Source organism: Mesorhizobium sp. P2_C5_2, assembly GCF_056404535.1.
On the sequence record NZ_JBFUDV010000012.1, the window covers coordinates 11,838 to 26,255 of the forward strand.

General features: G+C 62.8%; 15 protein-coding genes. 4 read left to right on the forward strand and 11 right to left on the reverse strand.

From position 1 onward, the window contains the following. Window positions 1-4: 4 nt before the first annotated feature. The 6 genes from AC1D1B_RS30055 to AC1D1B_RS30080 form a co-directional block, all read right to left on the reverse strand. Complete coding sequence (locus AC1D1B_RS30055; RefSeq protein WP_477337018.1) at window positions 5-709, reverse strand: ABC transporter ATP-binding protein; 705 nt, start codon at window positions 707-709, stop codon at window positions 5-7. Then, window positions 702-1,502, reverse strand: coding sequence for an ABC transporter ATP-binding protein (locus AC1D1B_RS30060; RefSeq protein WP_477337019.1), 801 nt, complete (start codon window positions 1,500-1,502; stop codon window positions 702-704). Before AC1D1B_RS30060 ends, AC1D1B_RS30055 begins: the two co-directional genes overlap by 8 nt. Further along, window positions 1,499-2,659, reverse strand: coding sequence for an ABC transporter substrate-binding protein (locus AC1D1B_RS30065; RefSeq protein WP_477337098.1), 1,161 nt, complete (start codon window positions 2,657-2,659; stop codon window positions 1,499-1,501). The genes AC1D1B_RS30060 and AC1D1B_RS30065 overlap by 4 nt, the downstream gene beginning before the upstream one ends. Window positions 2,660-2,918: 259 nt before the next feature. Next, complete coding sequence (locus AC1D1B_RS30070) at window positions 2,919-3,977, reverse strand: GSU2403 family nucleotidyltransferase fold protein (protein WP_477337021.1); 1,059 nt, start codon at window positions 3,975-3,977, stop codon at window positions 2,919-2,921. 187 nt (window positions 3,978-4,164) lie between these two features. Beyond that, the gene (locus AC1D1B_RS30075; protein ID WP_477337023.1) at window positions 4,165-4,869 is read right to left on the reverse strand and encodes an SDR family NAD(P)-dependent oxidoreductase; all 705 of its coding nucleotides are present in this window, start codon (window positions 4,867-4,869) and stop codon (window positions 4,165-4,167) included. A 302-nt stretch (window positions 4,870-5,171) separates the two neighbouring features. Then, on the reverse strand, window positions 5,172-5,768 hold the full coding sequence (locus tag AC1D1B_RS30080) for a YdeI/OmpD-associated family protein (protein ID WP_477337025.1): 597 nt from the start codon (window positions 5,766-5,768) through the stop codon (window positions 5,172-5,174). A gap of 168 nt (window positions 5,769-5,936) precedes the next feature. Here AC1D1B_RS30080 and AC1D1B_RS30085 point away from each other — a divergent pair, with 168 nt between their 5' ends. Then, window positions 5,937-6,548, forward strand: coding sequence for a hypothetical protein (locus AC1D1B_RS30085; protein WP_477337027.1), 612 nt, complete (start codon window positions 5,937-5,939; stop codon window positions 6,546-6,548). 284 nt (window positions 6,549-6,832) lie between these two features. After that, a complete protein-coding gene (locus tag AC1D1B_RS30090; RefSeq protein ID WP_477337029.1) occupies window positions 6,833-7,804 on the forward strand; it encodes an IS110 family RNA-guided transposase in 972 nt (323 codons plus the stop codon). A 67-nt stretch (window positions 7,805-7,871) separates the two neighbouring features. On the opposite strand, the gene AC1D1B_RS30095 is transcribed toward AC1D1B_RS30090, so the two are convergent. Continuing rightward, complete coding sequence (locus AC1D1B_RS30095; RefSeq protein WP_477337031.1) at window positions 7,872-8,783, reverse strand: S1C family serine protease; 912 nt, start codon at window positions 8,781-8,783, stop codon at window positions 7,872-7,874. A gap of 401 nt (window positions 8,784-9,184) precedes the next feature. Here AC1D1B_RS30095 and yghU point away from each other — a divergent pair, with 401 nt between their 5' ends. Then, window positions 9,185-10,054: a glutathione-dependent disulfide-bond oxidoreductase gene (yghU, locus tag AC1D1B_RS30100; protein ID WP_477337033.1), complete on the forward strand. Its 870-nt coding sequence runs from the start codon at window positions 9,185-9,187 to the stop codon at window positions 10,052-10,054. Between the two features lie 169 nt (window positions 10,055-10,223). Here yghU and AC1D1B_RS30105 read toward each other — a convergent pair whose 3' ends face one another. After that, complete coding sequence (locus tag AC1D1B_RS30105; protein ID WP_477337100.1) at window positions 10,224-11,420, reverse strand: aminotransferase-like domain-containing protein; 1,197 nt, start codon at window positions 11,418-11,420, stop codon at window positions 10,224-10,226. Window positions 11,421-11,670: 250 nt separating this feature from the next. Between AC1D1B_RS30105 and AC1D1B_RS30110 the strand changes: the two genes are divergently transcribed. Further along, complete coding sequence (locus tag AC1D1B_RS30110) at window positions 11,671-12,411, forward strand: sulfotransferase family protein (protein ID WP_477337035.1); 741 nt, start codon at window positions 11,671-11,673, stop codon at window positions 12,409-12,411. Between the two features lie 24 nt (window positions 12,412-12,435). On the opposite strand, the gene AC1D1B_RS30115 is transcribed toward AC1D1B_RS30110, so the two are convergent. The 3 genes from AC1D1B_RS30115 to AC1D1B_RS30125 all read right to left on the reverse strand — a co-directional run bounded on the left by AC1D1B_RS30115 (window position 12,436) and on the right by AC1D1B_RS30125 (window position 14,338). Continuing rightward, window positions 12,436-12,624 (reverse strand): hypothetical protein, encoded by a 189-nt coding sequence (locus AC1D1B_RS30115; RefSeq protein ID WP_477337037.1) that lies wholly within the window; start codon window positions 12,622-12,624, stop codon window positions 12,436-12,438. Between the two features lie 281 nt (window positions 12,625-12,905). Further along, entirely contained in the window at window positions 12,906-13,610 is a 705-nt protein-coding gene (locus AC1D1B_RS30120; RefSeq protein ID WP_477337039.1) for a Crp/Fnr family transcriptional regulator, read from the reverse strand. 572 nt (window positions 13,611-14,182) lie between these two features. Further along, window positions 14,183-14,338 (reverse strand): DUF1127 domain-containing protein, encoded by a 156-nt coding sequence (locus tag AC1D1B_RS30125; protein WP_181060164.1) that lies wholly within the window; start codon window positions 14,336-14,338, stop codon window positions 14,183-14,185. Between the last annotated feature and the right edge of the window lie 80 nt (window positions 14,339-14,418).

Consider the following 14,418-nt stretch of genomic DNA (forward strand, 5'->3'; position numbering starts at 1 on the left):
GGCGTCATACCCCAAGCACCTCGTGCAGCTGTTCGGTGTGAGCAGAAAGCTCGCTTACGGCAAAACCCTCCACCACCTTGCCATGCTCCATCAGATAGAAGCGGTCGGCGATGCGGGCGGCGAAGCGAAAATTCTGCTCGACGAGCAGGATGGTCATGCCGCGCCTCTTCAAGGTCGCCAGCAGTTCGCCGATACGCTGGACGATGACCGGCGCGAGGCCCTCGGTCGGTTCGTCGAGCAGCAGCATCTGCACGCCCGTGCGCAGGATGCGGGCGATGGCCAGCATCTGCTGTTCGCCACCGGAGAGTTTCGTGCCGGGGCTGTTGCGGCGCTCCTTGAGGTTGGGGAAGAGATCGAAGATTTCCTCGACACTCATGCCGCCCTTGGCCACCACCGGCGGCAGGATCAGGTTCTCATCGACGGTGAGCGTGGCGAAGATGCCGCGCTCCTCCGGCACGAAGCCCAGGCCCTTATGGGCAACACGATGCAGCGGCAGGCGCATCAGGTCGCTTCCGTCGAAGGTGACGCTGCCGCTGCGCTTGCGCACCAGCCCCATAATGGCGCGCAACGTTGTGGTCTTGCCGACGCCGTTGCGGCCGAGCAGTGTCACGGTCTCGCCGCGGAAGACATCGATGTTCACGCCATGCAGCGCATGGCCCTCGCCATACCAGGCATGGAGATCGCGCACGGCAAGCAGCGGCTCACTCATGCTCGGTCCCCATATAGGCGATGCGGACGCGCTCGTCCTGGCTGACCGTCGCGTAGTCGCCGGCGGCGAGCACCTGGCCGCGCTGCATCACGGTGATCCAGTCGCAGAGGTCGGCAACGACGGTGAGGTTGTGTTCGACCATCAGCACGGCGCGGTCCTTGGCCAGCGAGCGGATGATGCCGGAAATCGTGCCGACATCCTCGTGCCCCATGCCGGCCATCGGCTCGTCGAGCAGCAGCACTTTCGGATCGAGCGCCAGCGTGGTGGCGATCTCGAGCACGCGCTTGCGGCCATAGGAGAGATCGCCGGCCAGACGATGCGCGACATCGTCGAGGCCGACGATGTCGAGAAGTTCGCGTGCCCGTGGCGTCAGCTCGTCGAGCGCCGAGAGTGAGCGCCAGAACTGGAAGCCGAGCCCACTGGGACGCTGCAGGGCAACGCGGACATTGTCTAGGACGCTCAGATGCGGAAAGATCGCCGAGATCTGGAACGAGCGGACGAGACCCATGCGCGCCACTTTGGCCGGCCCGGTGCGGGTGATGTCGTTGCCCAACAATTCGATCCTGCCGCTGGTCGGCTGCAGGAATTTGGTCAACAGGTTGAAGATCGTGGTCTTGCCGGCGCCGTTCGGCCCGATCAGCGCATGGATCTGGCCGTGATGGACGTCGAGGTCGACATTGTTGACGGCGACGAAACCGGCAAAATCACGCCGCAGGCCGCGGGCGGAGAGCACCACCCGCGGCGTGTCCTTTGTGCCGTCCGACTGGGCGGCTACAGCTTCTACCGTCGTCACTTGGTGACGAGCGGGCAGCCGCTGTCTTCGGCCTTGATGAAGGCCTTGTCGCCCGGAATGGTCGCCAGATAGGTGTAGTAGTCCCAGTCCTTCTTGCTCTCTTCGGGCTTCTTGACCTGGTAGAGATACATGTCGTGCACCATCGCGCCGTCGGGCTGCACCTTGCCGTTGGCGGTGAAGACGTCGTCGACCGGCAATTCATGCAGCTGCTTGGCGACAGCTTCGGTCTCGTCGGTGCCGGCCTTGTCGATGGCCTTCAGATATTGCAGCACCGCCGAATAGGTGCCGGCCTGGACCATGTTGGGCATGCGGTTGGTGCGCTTGAAGAAGCGGTCGGCGAAGTCGCGGCTCTTGTCGTCGCGGTCCCAGTAAAAACCTTCGGTCAGCACCACACCCTGGGCGGCCTGCAGGCCGAGGCCGTGCACTTCGGCAAGCGTGAACAGAAGCGCTGCCAGCCGCTGGCCGCCGGCGACGATGCCGAACTCGGCCGCCTGCTTGATGGTATTGGACGTGTCGAGACCGGCATTGGCAAGGCCGATGACCTTGGCGCCGGAGGACTGCGCCTGCAGCAGGAAGGAGGAATAGTCCGTCGAGCCGAGGGGATAGCGCACTTCGCCGAGCACCTTGCCGCCGCCTGATTCAACCAGCTTTGCGGTCTGCTCCTTCAACGAATAGCCGAAGGCATAGTCGACGGTAATGAAATACCAGCTGTCGCCGCCCTGCTGGACCAGCGCACCGCCGGTGCCGACCGCCTGGGAATGGGTATCGTAGACCCAGTGGAAGCCATAGGGCGAGCACTGCTTACCGGTCAGGTCGGCGGATGCGGCGCCGGTGACGATGTCGATCTTCTTCTTTTCCTTGGACAGCCCCTGGACGGCGAGCGCCACCGAGGATGTCGTCAGTTCCATGATCGCATCGACCTGTTCGGTGTCATACCACTGGCGTGCGATGTTGGAGGCGATGTCGGGCTTGTTCTGATGATCGGCGTTGACGATCTCGATCGGCGCCCCTTGCACCTTGCCGCCAAAATCCTCGACAGCCATCTTGGCGGCCTCGACCGACCATTTGCCGCCGAAATCGGCATAGACACCCGACTGGTCGTTGAGAATGCCGATCTTGACCTTGCCGTCGGAAATTTCGCCGGCCGCCGCCGGCATCGCAGTCGCCGCAAGCAGCGCGGCTGATACGAGATAGGATGCTTTCACAGGTGGTTCCTCCCTTGTGGCCGACGCCGGGAAACGCGGCGGCCTTGCAATGGTTCAACAGTTCCGTCCGGTTTTCGCTGAAAATTCGGGCCGTCGCGCCCGCCACTCCTCTTCTTGGCAACCCCTCCGCCTTGGGTGCATCGGGAGCCTAGCATCACATTTCGCGCGGCGAGAATGCTATTTTCGTAGCATGGCGCAAGGTGCGCGGCCTCTACCAGTCGGGCTCAATCGGAGAGTCTTCGGAAAGGCCGCTCGGGCGAGCCAGCGAGAGTGTCGCGGCCGCAGCGTCGAGCAGCGCCGCCGGAAGCCCCTTGAGATGTTCGCTGTCCAGTGGCAGGGCAAGATAGTCCGTGGCAATGCGTGCAGCCACTTCCGCCTGCTCGCGATCTCTCACCGCCTTGACCGCAGATCGATCAGGCCGCATGGCCAGCCAAGCCTTGTGCAGAGCGAACATCCGAGGGTCAACCGTCGGTATGCGTACGGGATAGCCACGCTCATCGATCGCCACGGCCTCCACCTTCGGTGCGTTGACGAGCCATTGCAGCCCCTCCATGGGTGCGCTGTCGAGGTCATCGGCAAGCGGCGTAATCGAGGTAGGGGCCTTCTCCTTGAGAACGTGTCTTGCCTGTGGGCGGATCAGGTCGACCAGATAGCCATCACGGTTCGTTGCCCTGAAGGCCCGGGGCTGGAGCGGCTTGAAAGACCTGTCCACTTTACGCAACACGCCTATCAGACCGGACTGGCTTACCCTCTCGCCGGTCACGAAGCTGATGCGACGGCGGGAATCGAAGAGCAGGTCGATGTCGCCGGTTGCCGTGAGACCGCTTGTGACCTGGACACCCGCCAGAGCCTCGTAAGCGAAGAGCGCGTTCGTGCCGACGACCAGCAACTGCTTGCCCAGCAGGTCTGTTTCGGCGCACCGCCGCAATATCCGTGCGGCGATGGCCGGCACCCTGCCCAAACCCATTGCCACATTGACTTTGGCCAGGCCGTTCAGGCGATCGGACAGACCAGCCAGCAGATCCTTGTTCTGCCCCCTGCCCTCGGAAAACGCGGCGAACGCCTTCTCCGTCTGATTGCCTTTCGGTCCAAGTGAGGTCTCGATCTGCCTGACTTTCCGCAAAAGGTATTCACCACCGTTGCGCTCGACCCAGCGCATGCTGCCTGCAAAGCGCCTTTGGCGCTCGGCATCGGCATGCAGCCAGGTCTCGTAGACCTGCTGCGTGTCTATGAGTTGGCGCCGTTGCTCGCCGGTCAACTCTCTCAGCATTGGTTTTCCACTCTTAAGTGTCAATTCAAATACCATAGTGGAAAACTGTTAAATAACAATATCTTGGATTATCTTTTCCACTATCACGCGAACAAATCGCAAATTGAGTGGAAAATGTCGTAAAAATAACATGTTAGGTTCGTCAACAGGGCATGCTAAAACCTCACAAGCGAATTTCCTGAATGCCTCACCAAGGCAGCCTTTTGCCGTCGCGGAAGAAGCCGCCGGTCGGGCCGTCGTCCGGCAAGGTGGCGGCCCAGACGATGCCGGCGGCACCTTGCGCCACCGGGCGTCCGCCTGGGCCGCCCATGTCGGTCGCCACCCAGCCCGGACAGATGGCGTTGACCAGCACGCCGGCGCCGCGCAACTCGGCCGCCAAGATGCAGGTCAGCGCGTTGAGCGTGGCCTTGGTCGTTGAATAGGCTGGAGCGCCGGCGCCCATCGAGGCGAGCGAGCCGCCCTCGGAGGAGACGTTGACCAGCCTGCCGTGGCCGGAGGCGGCAAGCAGCGGCGCGCAGGCGACCGCGACGCGCCAGGCGCCCAAGACATTGGTCTCGAACGCCTCGCGGATCACCGCCCAGTCGGGCTTGAGCGCCCGCGCACGCGGGTCGTAGTGAATGGCGGCATTGTTGACGAGCACGTCGAGCCGGCCGAAGCGGCGCTCGATCTCGGCCGCGGCAAGGACCGCGGCATCGGGTGACGCGACATCCAGCGCAATCGCTTCGATGTTGCCACCCAACTGTCTCGCCGCCGCCTCGCCCTTGGCCGGATCTCGCGTGCCGAGCAACACGGTGAAGCCGAGCGCCGCCAGCTGACGGCCGGTCTCCAGGCCAATGCCGCGATTGCCGCCGGTGACGAGTGCGACCTTGCCGGAATGGGGTTTGGGGTTCATCGCCTGCTCCTGTGGTTCCGCATCAATCGTGCACAGAAAGATCGCATGGGTGGGATCGAATGATTAGGGCGCGGAGAGCGCAATCGTCATGCGAAGCGTTGCATGAATGACGGGCGCCGCGTTCCTTCACACCCCCTCTGTCCTGCCGGACATCTCCCCCGCAAGGGGGGAGATCAGATGTCGCCAATGCTTTCGCCGATCACCAACGTTGCTGCAGAAGCGCCGCCGACGGAACTGCCAATCTCCCTCCTTGCGGGGGAGATGGCCGGCAGGCGCTAGCTTTACGATGGAAGCGCCCCCCCTCACCGCTTCTGCGGATAGATCGTCTCGCCACGCTTCAGCATCTCGACGAAGGCCTCGATCTTCTTCCTGCGTCCCGCCTCGGTCTTCATGTTGTGGGTGCGAAACGCCAGCGCGAAGCGGTTCTGGGCGGAAAGCTTTGCCAGCATCTCTTTCGCCTTCGGCTCGGCATCGATGGCGGCCTGCAGATCGTCGGGGATCTTCATGTCCTTGCCACTGGCATAGGCGCGGTCCCAGCGGCCGTCGGCCTTGGCCGCCTCGACCTGCCGCAACCCATGTTCGGTCATGCGGCCTTCCTCGACGAGGCGGGCGACATTGTCGATGTTGATCTTGCTCCAGATGCTTTTCCTGCCGCGCGGCGTGTAGCGCTGCAGAAAGCTCTTGTCGTCGAGCGACTTGCGTATGGCGTCGATCCAGCCGAAGCACAGCACCACGTCGATGGCCTGCTTGGGTGTGATCGAGGCGAGGCCCGAGCCGACCTTGTGCACCTTGATCCAGACTTCGCTTTCGCCGGCATGGTTTTCGCGCAGCCAGGCATAAAAACTTTCGGGATCGGGGAATTCGCGAACCTTGTCGGGATCGACCTTGAACGGCGCCATCATCACCTCGTTGTTGCCGGGCTGGCTATATCGGCTGTCGATGCCAGTTTCTGTCAGCAGCGTCGATAACCCAAACCTATTGCGAGCTGGCTTGCGCCCCAGCCGACGCCCATGGCAGTTTCCTGCTGGTCGAGCCGGGCAAGGCAGACTGCAATTCGGGGGAATGCCATGCGATCGATGTTACTCGGCCTCATCCTTCTGCTGCCGGCCTCGGCGCTGGCCGAGCCGATCGAAACCCAGAAGATCATCACCGCGCTGACCGGCGACTTCAATGGCGACGGCGCCGCCGATCTGGCGATGATCGTAGAGACCGAGCCCGACGATACCATGGACATGCATTTCTTCCTCAGGGACAAAAAGCACAATTTCCTCAAGCCGGCCGGCATCGTGCACGATCTGATCTACGGCGAATGGAACGACTACGACCAGCCGCACTATGAGGGCTCCGGCATCGAGCCGGAGCTGAGCGCGCTGCCGAACGGCTCGATCAAGCTCTATTTGCCGGGGCTGATCGGCGCCGGCGAGCGGACCGACAAGACGCTGACCATCGCCTGGCGCAACGATGCCTTCGTCGTCGCCGGCGTTGCCTATGACTACTACAAATTCCAGACCGACATCGTCGAAAGCAGCTGCGACTACGACGTGCTGACCGGCAAGGGCAAAAGCATGAAGACGCAGGACGATGGCACCAAGGTGAACAGCATCGTGTCGGTGGAGGGTCGGGTCATTCCCTTCGCGGAGTGGGACGCGGGGATTGCCTTGAGCGCTTGCGGGGATTGAGGTGACAGGCTTCCCTTCTTCCCCTGTGGGAGAAGGTGGATTGCCGCGAAGCGGCAAGACGGATGAGGGGTGTTCCAGGGAACGCCGACGTCTCACTCCGCTGGAACACCCCTTGCATGTTGGTCTGGCGGCTATTTGTGCAAGATAGTTGCACTCCCCGACAGATGGCCGTCCGCCGGGGAGTGGACGGATGGGACCGTACGCCCCTTGGTTTGAACCGCGGATGAGCAAGGTCCATTCGTTCTCGCACTGGTCCTGAACAGATGATGGGGAGCAAGTCCCGCATGCAAGGCAAGGTATTGTCCGAACCGAATGCGACGTCGCCAGTCTATGCCGGCATCGATGTGTGTAAAGAGTGGCTGGATGTGTACGTCCATCCGGCTGGCCGGAGCTTTCGCGTCGCCAATGATGGCGCCGGACTGCGTCGGTTGAAGCGCCTGCTCGGCGAGCTCGCGGTGACGCGGGTGGTCATGGAGGCAACGTCCAAATACCATCGTGCCGCGCAGCGCTCGCTGCACGATGCCGGTTTCCATGTGGCCGTTGTCAACCCGCTGCGTGCCCGGCTGTTCGCCGAAGCCTGCGGCCAGCTTGCCAAGACCGACAGGATCGACGCCAGGTTGCTAGCGATGATGGGGGCAGCTCTCGACCCGGCCGAGACGGTGCCGGCTTCGCTTGCGATGGAAGCGTTGCAGGAGATGGTCGGCGCGCGTAATGCCGCCAGCGCCGAACGCACCGCCCTCGTCAACCGCCTGGCAACGCTCCAAAACCCTTTCCTGCGTGCCGAACTCAAGCGCAGGCTCCGAGCAATCGATCGGCATCTCGTGCGTCTCCTGACTGAGACCGTTCGTTTGGTCTCGGCTGACCCCGCACTTGCCCGCCGCTACGTGATCCTGATCTCGATCCCGGGCATTGGCCCGACCACTGCTGCCACGCTCCTGGCTGGCCTTGCCGAGATCGGTACGCTCAACGCTAAGCAAGCCGCCATGCTGACAGGTCTCGCCCCCGTCGCCCACGACAGCGGTCCGCGTCTGGGACGACGCGCAATCCGAGGAGGCCGCAAGGGCGTCAGAAACGCTCTCTACATGGCCGCCTTGTCCGCAAGTCGCTACAACAAGGATCTCGCTGCATTCGCCACAAGGCTGCGCAACGCCGGCAAGCCCGCAAAGGTCATCCTCGTCGCCGTCATGCGAAAGCTCCTCATCACAGCCAATGCGCTCATTGCCCAGGACCGCGTCTGGAGCCCTAACGCCCCTTGACAGCTAACACAGATGCTCATCCGTCGCCTTCGGCGACACCTTCTCCCACAAGGGGAGAAGGGAAAGCCTACTGCAAATGCGGCTTCTTCAAAAAGCTGTTGCGGTCGGCCGACTTGACCCTGAGCCAGGTTTCGCGGCCGTCGCGCACAACCCTTAGCGGGATCTCCGACCCTGCCGGGTTCTGCCATAGCTTGCGGTAGAAATCGGCGAGACCGTCGACCTCACCGTCGCGCACGTCGGAGATGATGTCGCCCTGGCGCAGGCCGGCCTTGGCGGCGGGACCGCCTTCGGCGACGCTCATCACCACGACCGCACCGTTGCTCTCGGCCGAGAAGGCACCGAGCCACGGACGTGGCGGCTTCGCCACCTGGCCGCGGGTCAACAGATCGTCGAGGATCGGCGTCAGAAGATTGATCGGCACGACCATGTTGATGTCGGCGACCTCGCCGTTTCGGCTCATCTGCAAAAGCAGCGAGCCGATGCCGAGCAGGCTGCCGTCCTGCCCAATCAACGCCGCGCCGCCCCAGGACGGATGCGCCGGTGCAATGAAGATCGCCTCATCGAGCAGATATTCCCAATAGCCGGCGAATTCCTGCTTGGTGACGATGTGCGCCTTGACCGAGCGGCCGGTGCCGTCGGCAAACACAACGGGGTCGCCGACCTTGGCCTTTTCGGCATCGCCGAGCGCCACCGCCGGCAGGCCGAGCGGGGCCAGCGCCTGCACCAGGCCGAAGCCGGTCTCCTGGTCATAGGCCAGCGCGTGCGCGGGAACGACGCGGCCGTCCTGGTCGGTCAGCCAGACTTCTTCCGCCTCGGTGATGAGATAGCCGATGGTGAGCACCAGCCCGTCGCCGCGGATAACGACGCCGCTGCCCTCGCGGCGCGTGCCCAAGGCAGTCGCCGTAAAGGCGTCGTCCGGCACCGTGGCGCGCACGGCGACGACCGAACGCAAGAGCGGGAAAAGGGGATCTATGGGCATGCTTTCATCCTGGCGGGCCGGCGATATCTCTATAGGTATGCCGCGTTGCACAGGACGCAAGGGTGAGAAGCGATCTGCGCAGCAGACGAAAAGCCAATTGCTTGGCTTTTCGAGCTTCGAACGCCCTGAGCCAGGCGAAGAGCCGGGCGCCGAGACAATCATCTCGAGACATCATTTCAGAGGTCAGCGCTGCGCCTCATCCGCCCTTCGGGCACCTTCTCCCCGTGAACGGGGAGAAGGAAAAACAGCGCTGACATTGATAATAGTTCAACGGAAGTTGAACCTTTCTGAATTGCACCTATCTCTGTCAGTACTTAGCTTCGAGTCGACGTTTCCGCCATCAGTCTCGCGCCCGTAGCGCAAGCCGTTTTCACCCCCGCCAAATCCAAGGAATTCCTCGCATGACCGAATACACCCCGCCGAAAGTCTGGAGTTGGAAGAAAGCCAATGGCGGCACGTTCGCCAGCATCAACCGGCCGATCGCCGGCCCGACGCATGACAAGGTGCTGCCGGTCGGCAAGCATCCGCTGCAGCTCTATTCGCTGGCGACGCCGAATGGCGTCAAGGTGACCGTCATGCTGGAGGAGCTGCTGGCGCTCGGCCACAAGGGCGCTGAATACGATGCCTGGCTGATCCGCATCAACGATGGCGACCAGTTCGGCTCGGGCTTCGTCGACGTCAATCCCAATTCCAAGATCCCGGCGCTGCTGGACCGCGGTGGCAAGACGCCGGTTCGCGTCTTCGAATCCGGTTCGATCCTTTTGTACCTGGCCGAAAAGTTCGGCGAGTTCCTGCCGACTGAACAGCCGGCGCGTGCCGAAACCTTGTCGTGGCTGTTCTGGCAGATGGGATCGGCGCCCTATCTCGGCGGCGGCTTCGGCCATTTCTACGCCTATGCGCCGGAAAAGTTCGAATACGCCATCGACCGCTTTTCCATGGAGACCAAGCGCCAGCTCGACGTGCTCGACCGGCGGCTGGCGGTATCAGAATATCTCGGCGGCGCCGGCTATTCGATCGCCGACATGGCGGTGTGGCCCTGGTATGGCGGACTGGCGCTCGGCCGCATGTACAATGATTCCGCCGAGTTCCTCTCGGTGCAGGACTACAAACATGTGCAGCGCTGGGCCAAGGCGATCGACGCCCGCCCGACGGTGCAGCGCGGCCGCATGGTCAACCGCGCCTTCGGCGACCCGGCGATGCAACTGCACGAACGCCACGACGCCGGCGATTTCGAGACGAAGACGCAGGATAAGTTGGTGGCGGCGGAGTGAAGCGAGGCGCCGGAACTGTAATCTCCCCCCTTGAGGGGGAGATGTCGCCGAAGGCGACAGAGGGGGTCGGCTCGACTGGGCTCGACCTCCTGCGGGCGGATGGAGGTTAGCGCTCTACGCGCAGCGACCCCCTCTGGCCTGCCGGCCATCTCCCCCTCAAGGGGGGAGATTAGCTCATCAACTTCGCCAGCCTCGGCACGCCCTCACCTACCGCGCGCTCATCGGCCAGCGTAAAGCTCATCCGCATCGTGTTGCGTCCCGAACCGTCGGCATGGAAAGCATTGCCAGGCACAAACGCCACGCGGGCTTCCTTGACCGAGCGGGCGAGCAGCGCCGTGGCGTCACTCCCCTCAGGCAGCGTCAGCCAGACGAACATGCCGCCTTCGGGGCGGCTCCAGCTCACACCGTCGGGCATTTCGGCCTCCAGCGCGGCAAGCAGAGCATCGCGGCGACCGCGGTAGGCACCGATCAGCTTTTCCACCTGGCCGTCGTACACCGCCTCGGAGACGCGGTGCATGACCAGCTGGTTGATCGACGGGCTGTGCAGGTCCGACGCCTGCTTCATCAGCACCAGGCGCTCGACGACGCGGCGCGGCGCGCAGACCCAGCCGACGCGCATGCCCGGCGACAGAATCTTTGAGAACGAGCCGCAGTAAAGCGTGCGGGCGTTTTCGATGCCACCCGAGCGTTCGCAGTCGAGCGCCAGGATCGGCGGCTCGCCCTCGCCGTCATAGCGCAGCGCGCGATAGGCGGCGTCCTCGATGACGGCGATGTCGAGCTCGCCGGCAAGGTCGAGCACCGCCTCGCGTTGGGCGCGGTTCAGCGTCTCGCCGGTCGGGTTGGCAAAATCCGGAACGAGATAAGCGAATTTCACCTTGCCGCCAGCGGCAGTCGCGGCGGCCTGGTAGGCGGCCGGCGTCATGTTGCCGCCATCCGGTGTCAACCGGTCGTAGCGCGGCTCATAGGCATTGAAGGCCTGCAGCGCGCCGAGATAGGTCGGCCACGTGACGAGCGCCGTATCGCCGGGCGACAGAAACAGTTTGCCGAGATAATCCAGCGCCTGCTGCGAACCGGAGGTGATGAAGATGTTGTGCTCATCGCAGGCGATGCCGAGCTTGCCCATCTGGCCGGCCAGCCAGCGCCGCAGCGGCAGATAGCCTTCCGAGACCTGGTATTGCAATGCTGTGCCCGCTTCCGGGCCGCCGAGCACCGAGGCGTAGGCATCGGCGATGGCTTGCGATGGAAACAAAGCCGGATCGGGAATGCCGCCAGCAAACGAGATGATGTCGGGTTGGTCGAGCAGTTTCAGCAGCTCGCGGATTTCCGACGCCTTCATGCGCGAGGCGCGCGACGCCAACAGGTCCATCAAACTCAAGAGCCCACCTCCCCGTGGATGTTGCCGGGTTGTCCAGCGCAATTTAGGTCAATCTACCTGACCTATTATCAGTCTCTTTTCGCCGCTGGAATAGCCAGAACGCCATTCCGCGTGGCCCAGGCGAAAAAGCAACGACATTTTTCTCGCTGCGCGTGGAAAATTGTTGCGCGTCCAAAGGCGCGGATGCAACCTCATTCCTGGCTGGCCGAACAAAAAGAAACCGGTCTAAGGGGGATGCAGAATGACGCTCAAGCTCATCGGGGCCGGCTTCGGCCGCACCGGCACGTGGTCGACCTTCGCCGCGCTGAACAGGCTCGGCTTTCCCAGCTACCACATGCAGGAAGTCATCATCAACAAAGCCAACAAGGGCCATCTCGATTTCTGGCGCAAGGTGGCGAACAGTCCGCCCGGCAGCCAGCACGACTGGAACCGGGTGTTCGCCAATTACACTGCGACCGTCGACAATCCCGGCTGCTGCGTGTGGCAGGAATTGATGGCTGCCTATCCCGACGCCAAGGTGCTGTTGACGTTGCACCCGCGCGGCGCCGAAGCCTGGTACGAAAGCACCATCGACACGATCTATTTCACCAAGAATGTCTGGCAGTTCAAGATCCTGGAGTGGCTGACGCCGTTCGGCCGGAAATTCGGCGACATGTCGAGCAAACTGGTCTGGGGCCGCACGCTGGCCGGCGTGATGGACGACCGCGCCAAGGCGATCGCACGCTACAACGCCTATACCGAGGAGGTGAAGGCGGCGGTGCCGCCGGAAAAGCTGCTGGTGTTCAAAGTAACGGACGGCTGGGCGCCGCTCTGCGACTTCCTCGGCGTCGCGCTGCCCAACGAACCCTTCCCCAACCTCAACGACCGCGAAAGCATCAAGAAGATCATCCGCGACATCATCAAGGGCAGCTACATCATGCTGGGGCTGTCGATCGCGGCGGTCGTGGTTGTGCTGGCGGCGCTGTGGTGGTGGCTGGCGTAGCGTTCGGACGCCCTCGGGGTCCAGCTATTTGCGGATGAGCCAGTCCAAGAGATCCGGCTCGACGTCTTCGTGGCCGGTCAGGTCGCGCACCAGGGAGGCGGCGAGCGCGTGCCACCGCTCTTCCGGAACATTGCCTTCCATGACCGATTTGATGAAGGCGGCGCGCAGGATTTCGCAATCGAAGGCGGATACATCGAAAAGCACTTCTGCCATTTCGGTTTTCCCCGTTCATATCAGGGGCGGGAGCTTGTCGAACTCTCAAGCGCCAGCGCCCCGTACAATGGCCGACGCCATCGGATTCATACTCCGGCCGAACCAGGGTTCAATACAATTCGATTGTACGTTTTTTACCAAACCGTGACGGTTCGTTGCCCGCAGTTTTGCCGATGCTAGATATGCCGGGCGGCCTACCCCCAAGTAGCCGCATGGCCGACGCGGCTCAGGCAACATGCTTCACCGGCATTCGCGTCGGCCATTTCAGCCCCGTGCCGGGTTTAGCCCAGCAGGCGCTCGTATTCAGCCTCCGCCTGGCCGTAGAAACCGTCGGCGACGGCGATCAGACCGTCCCTGTCGCGAATGACGATCTCGCCGCGCCTGGACCGGATCAGGCCGCGCCCTTCCAGGATCTGCAGGCCGATGGTGACGCCCGGGCGCCTGACGCCGAGCATGACGGACAGGAATTCGTGGGTGATCAGGATCTGGTCGCCGGCTATCCTGTCGTCACACATCAACAGCCATCTTGCCAGCCGATCCTCCAGCTTGGCGCGGGCATTGCTCAACGCCGTGGATTTGGCCTGGCTGTGCAGATAGTGGGCAAAGCGCAGCAGGAAGGCGCGAAGCATCGTGCTTTTCTGCAACGCAGCCTTGAACGGCTCGAGATCGATGCAGACCGCCTCGCCCGGCATCTGCATATAGCAATCATGGGGCGCCCAGTCGGCGCCCATCACCAAAGCTGAGCCCGACATACCTTCATGGCCGATGATGCCGACCTCGGTATCCATTCCGGGCCGGTTCCTGGCCACCACCGAGGCGAGGCCGCTCTCCAGGAAGTAGACCGACTTGATCGGCTCTCCCGCCATTTCGAGCGGGGCTTTGAGGTCGAGCACACGATGGTACAAATGTGGTGCAAGCAATGCGAAGTCAGCCGGGTTCATGCGGCGCAAAAGGCCGCTTTTCTCCTTGCTGACCGACTGGTCCATCGCTCGCTCCCGTCAAGGGCAAGAGCACATGTAATCTCCCAGCCGTCGGCGCCCTGCCTAAATGCAAACGGTCATTGGACGATAGCTGACTCGGATTCAGCCATTGGACTTCGTACAAAACCGACAAATCAGGGGGCGACGCCCCATAAATCCATCCAGCAGCTTTTTCTGGATCAGCGCTTTGAGCGCTCAGCCGCAACCATACGCGCTTCCCTCAGGAGGGACGCGCGATCGTTGCCGATCAGCGAAGTGATCTCTTGTATCTGCTGCTCGGCGGTCCCGGTTTCCCGCGCCAAGCCGCGAGGGCCTTGGCGCTCAGACCGGACTGTCTTGGTTGCTCTGCCATGTCTCCAATGCCTCCTGTCGGGGCAGGAGTGCGATGGTCGCTCCCAAGCGCCGGCGCCCGTTTTCAGTGGCCGACGATTTCGCCACTGTACGCTTTCGAACAATCCATAGCGAGCGATTATATTAGCGGCGCTGGAAATGTGTAATGGGGCGCGGCGAGCCCGTCTTCCCTTTGCCATGGCCGCGATGCAGCGTGTGCGATTTCGGCGCCGCAACCACTGCTGCGCCTAGAACGGCAGGCGTATCTCATCGATCGCCTTCGACTCCGTCCAGCCAATGTCCTTCTGGATCTCCGTCGGCAACGCATTCAGTGCGCGCACGGTCTTCCTGTGCTTGCTGGCGCGCGCGAAGGCGGCGCGAATTCTGGTGAGACTTTCAAACATCGGTAACCCCTATGCAGCAGCAGAGCGCTGCCTAGGGCACGCTCTTGCACTGCTTCTGTAACCGATCGATTGCGCGGCAA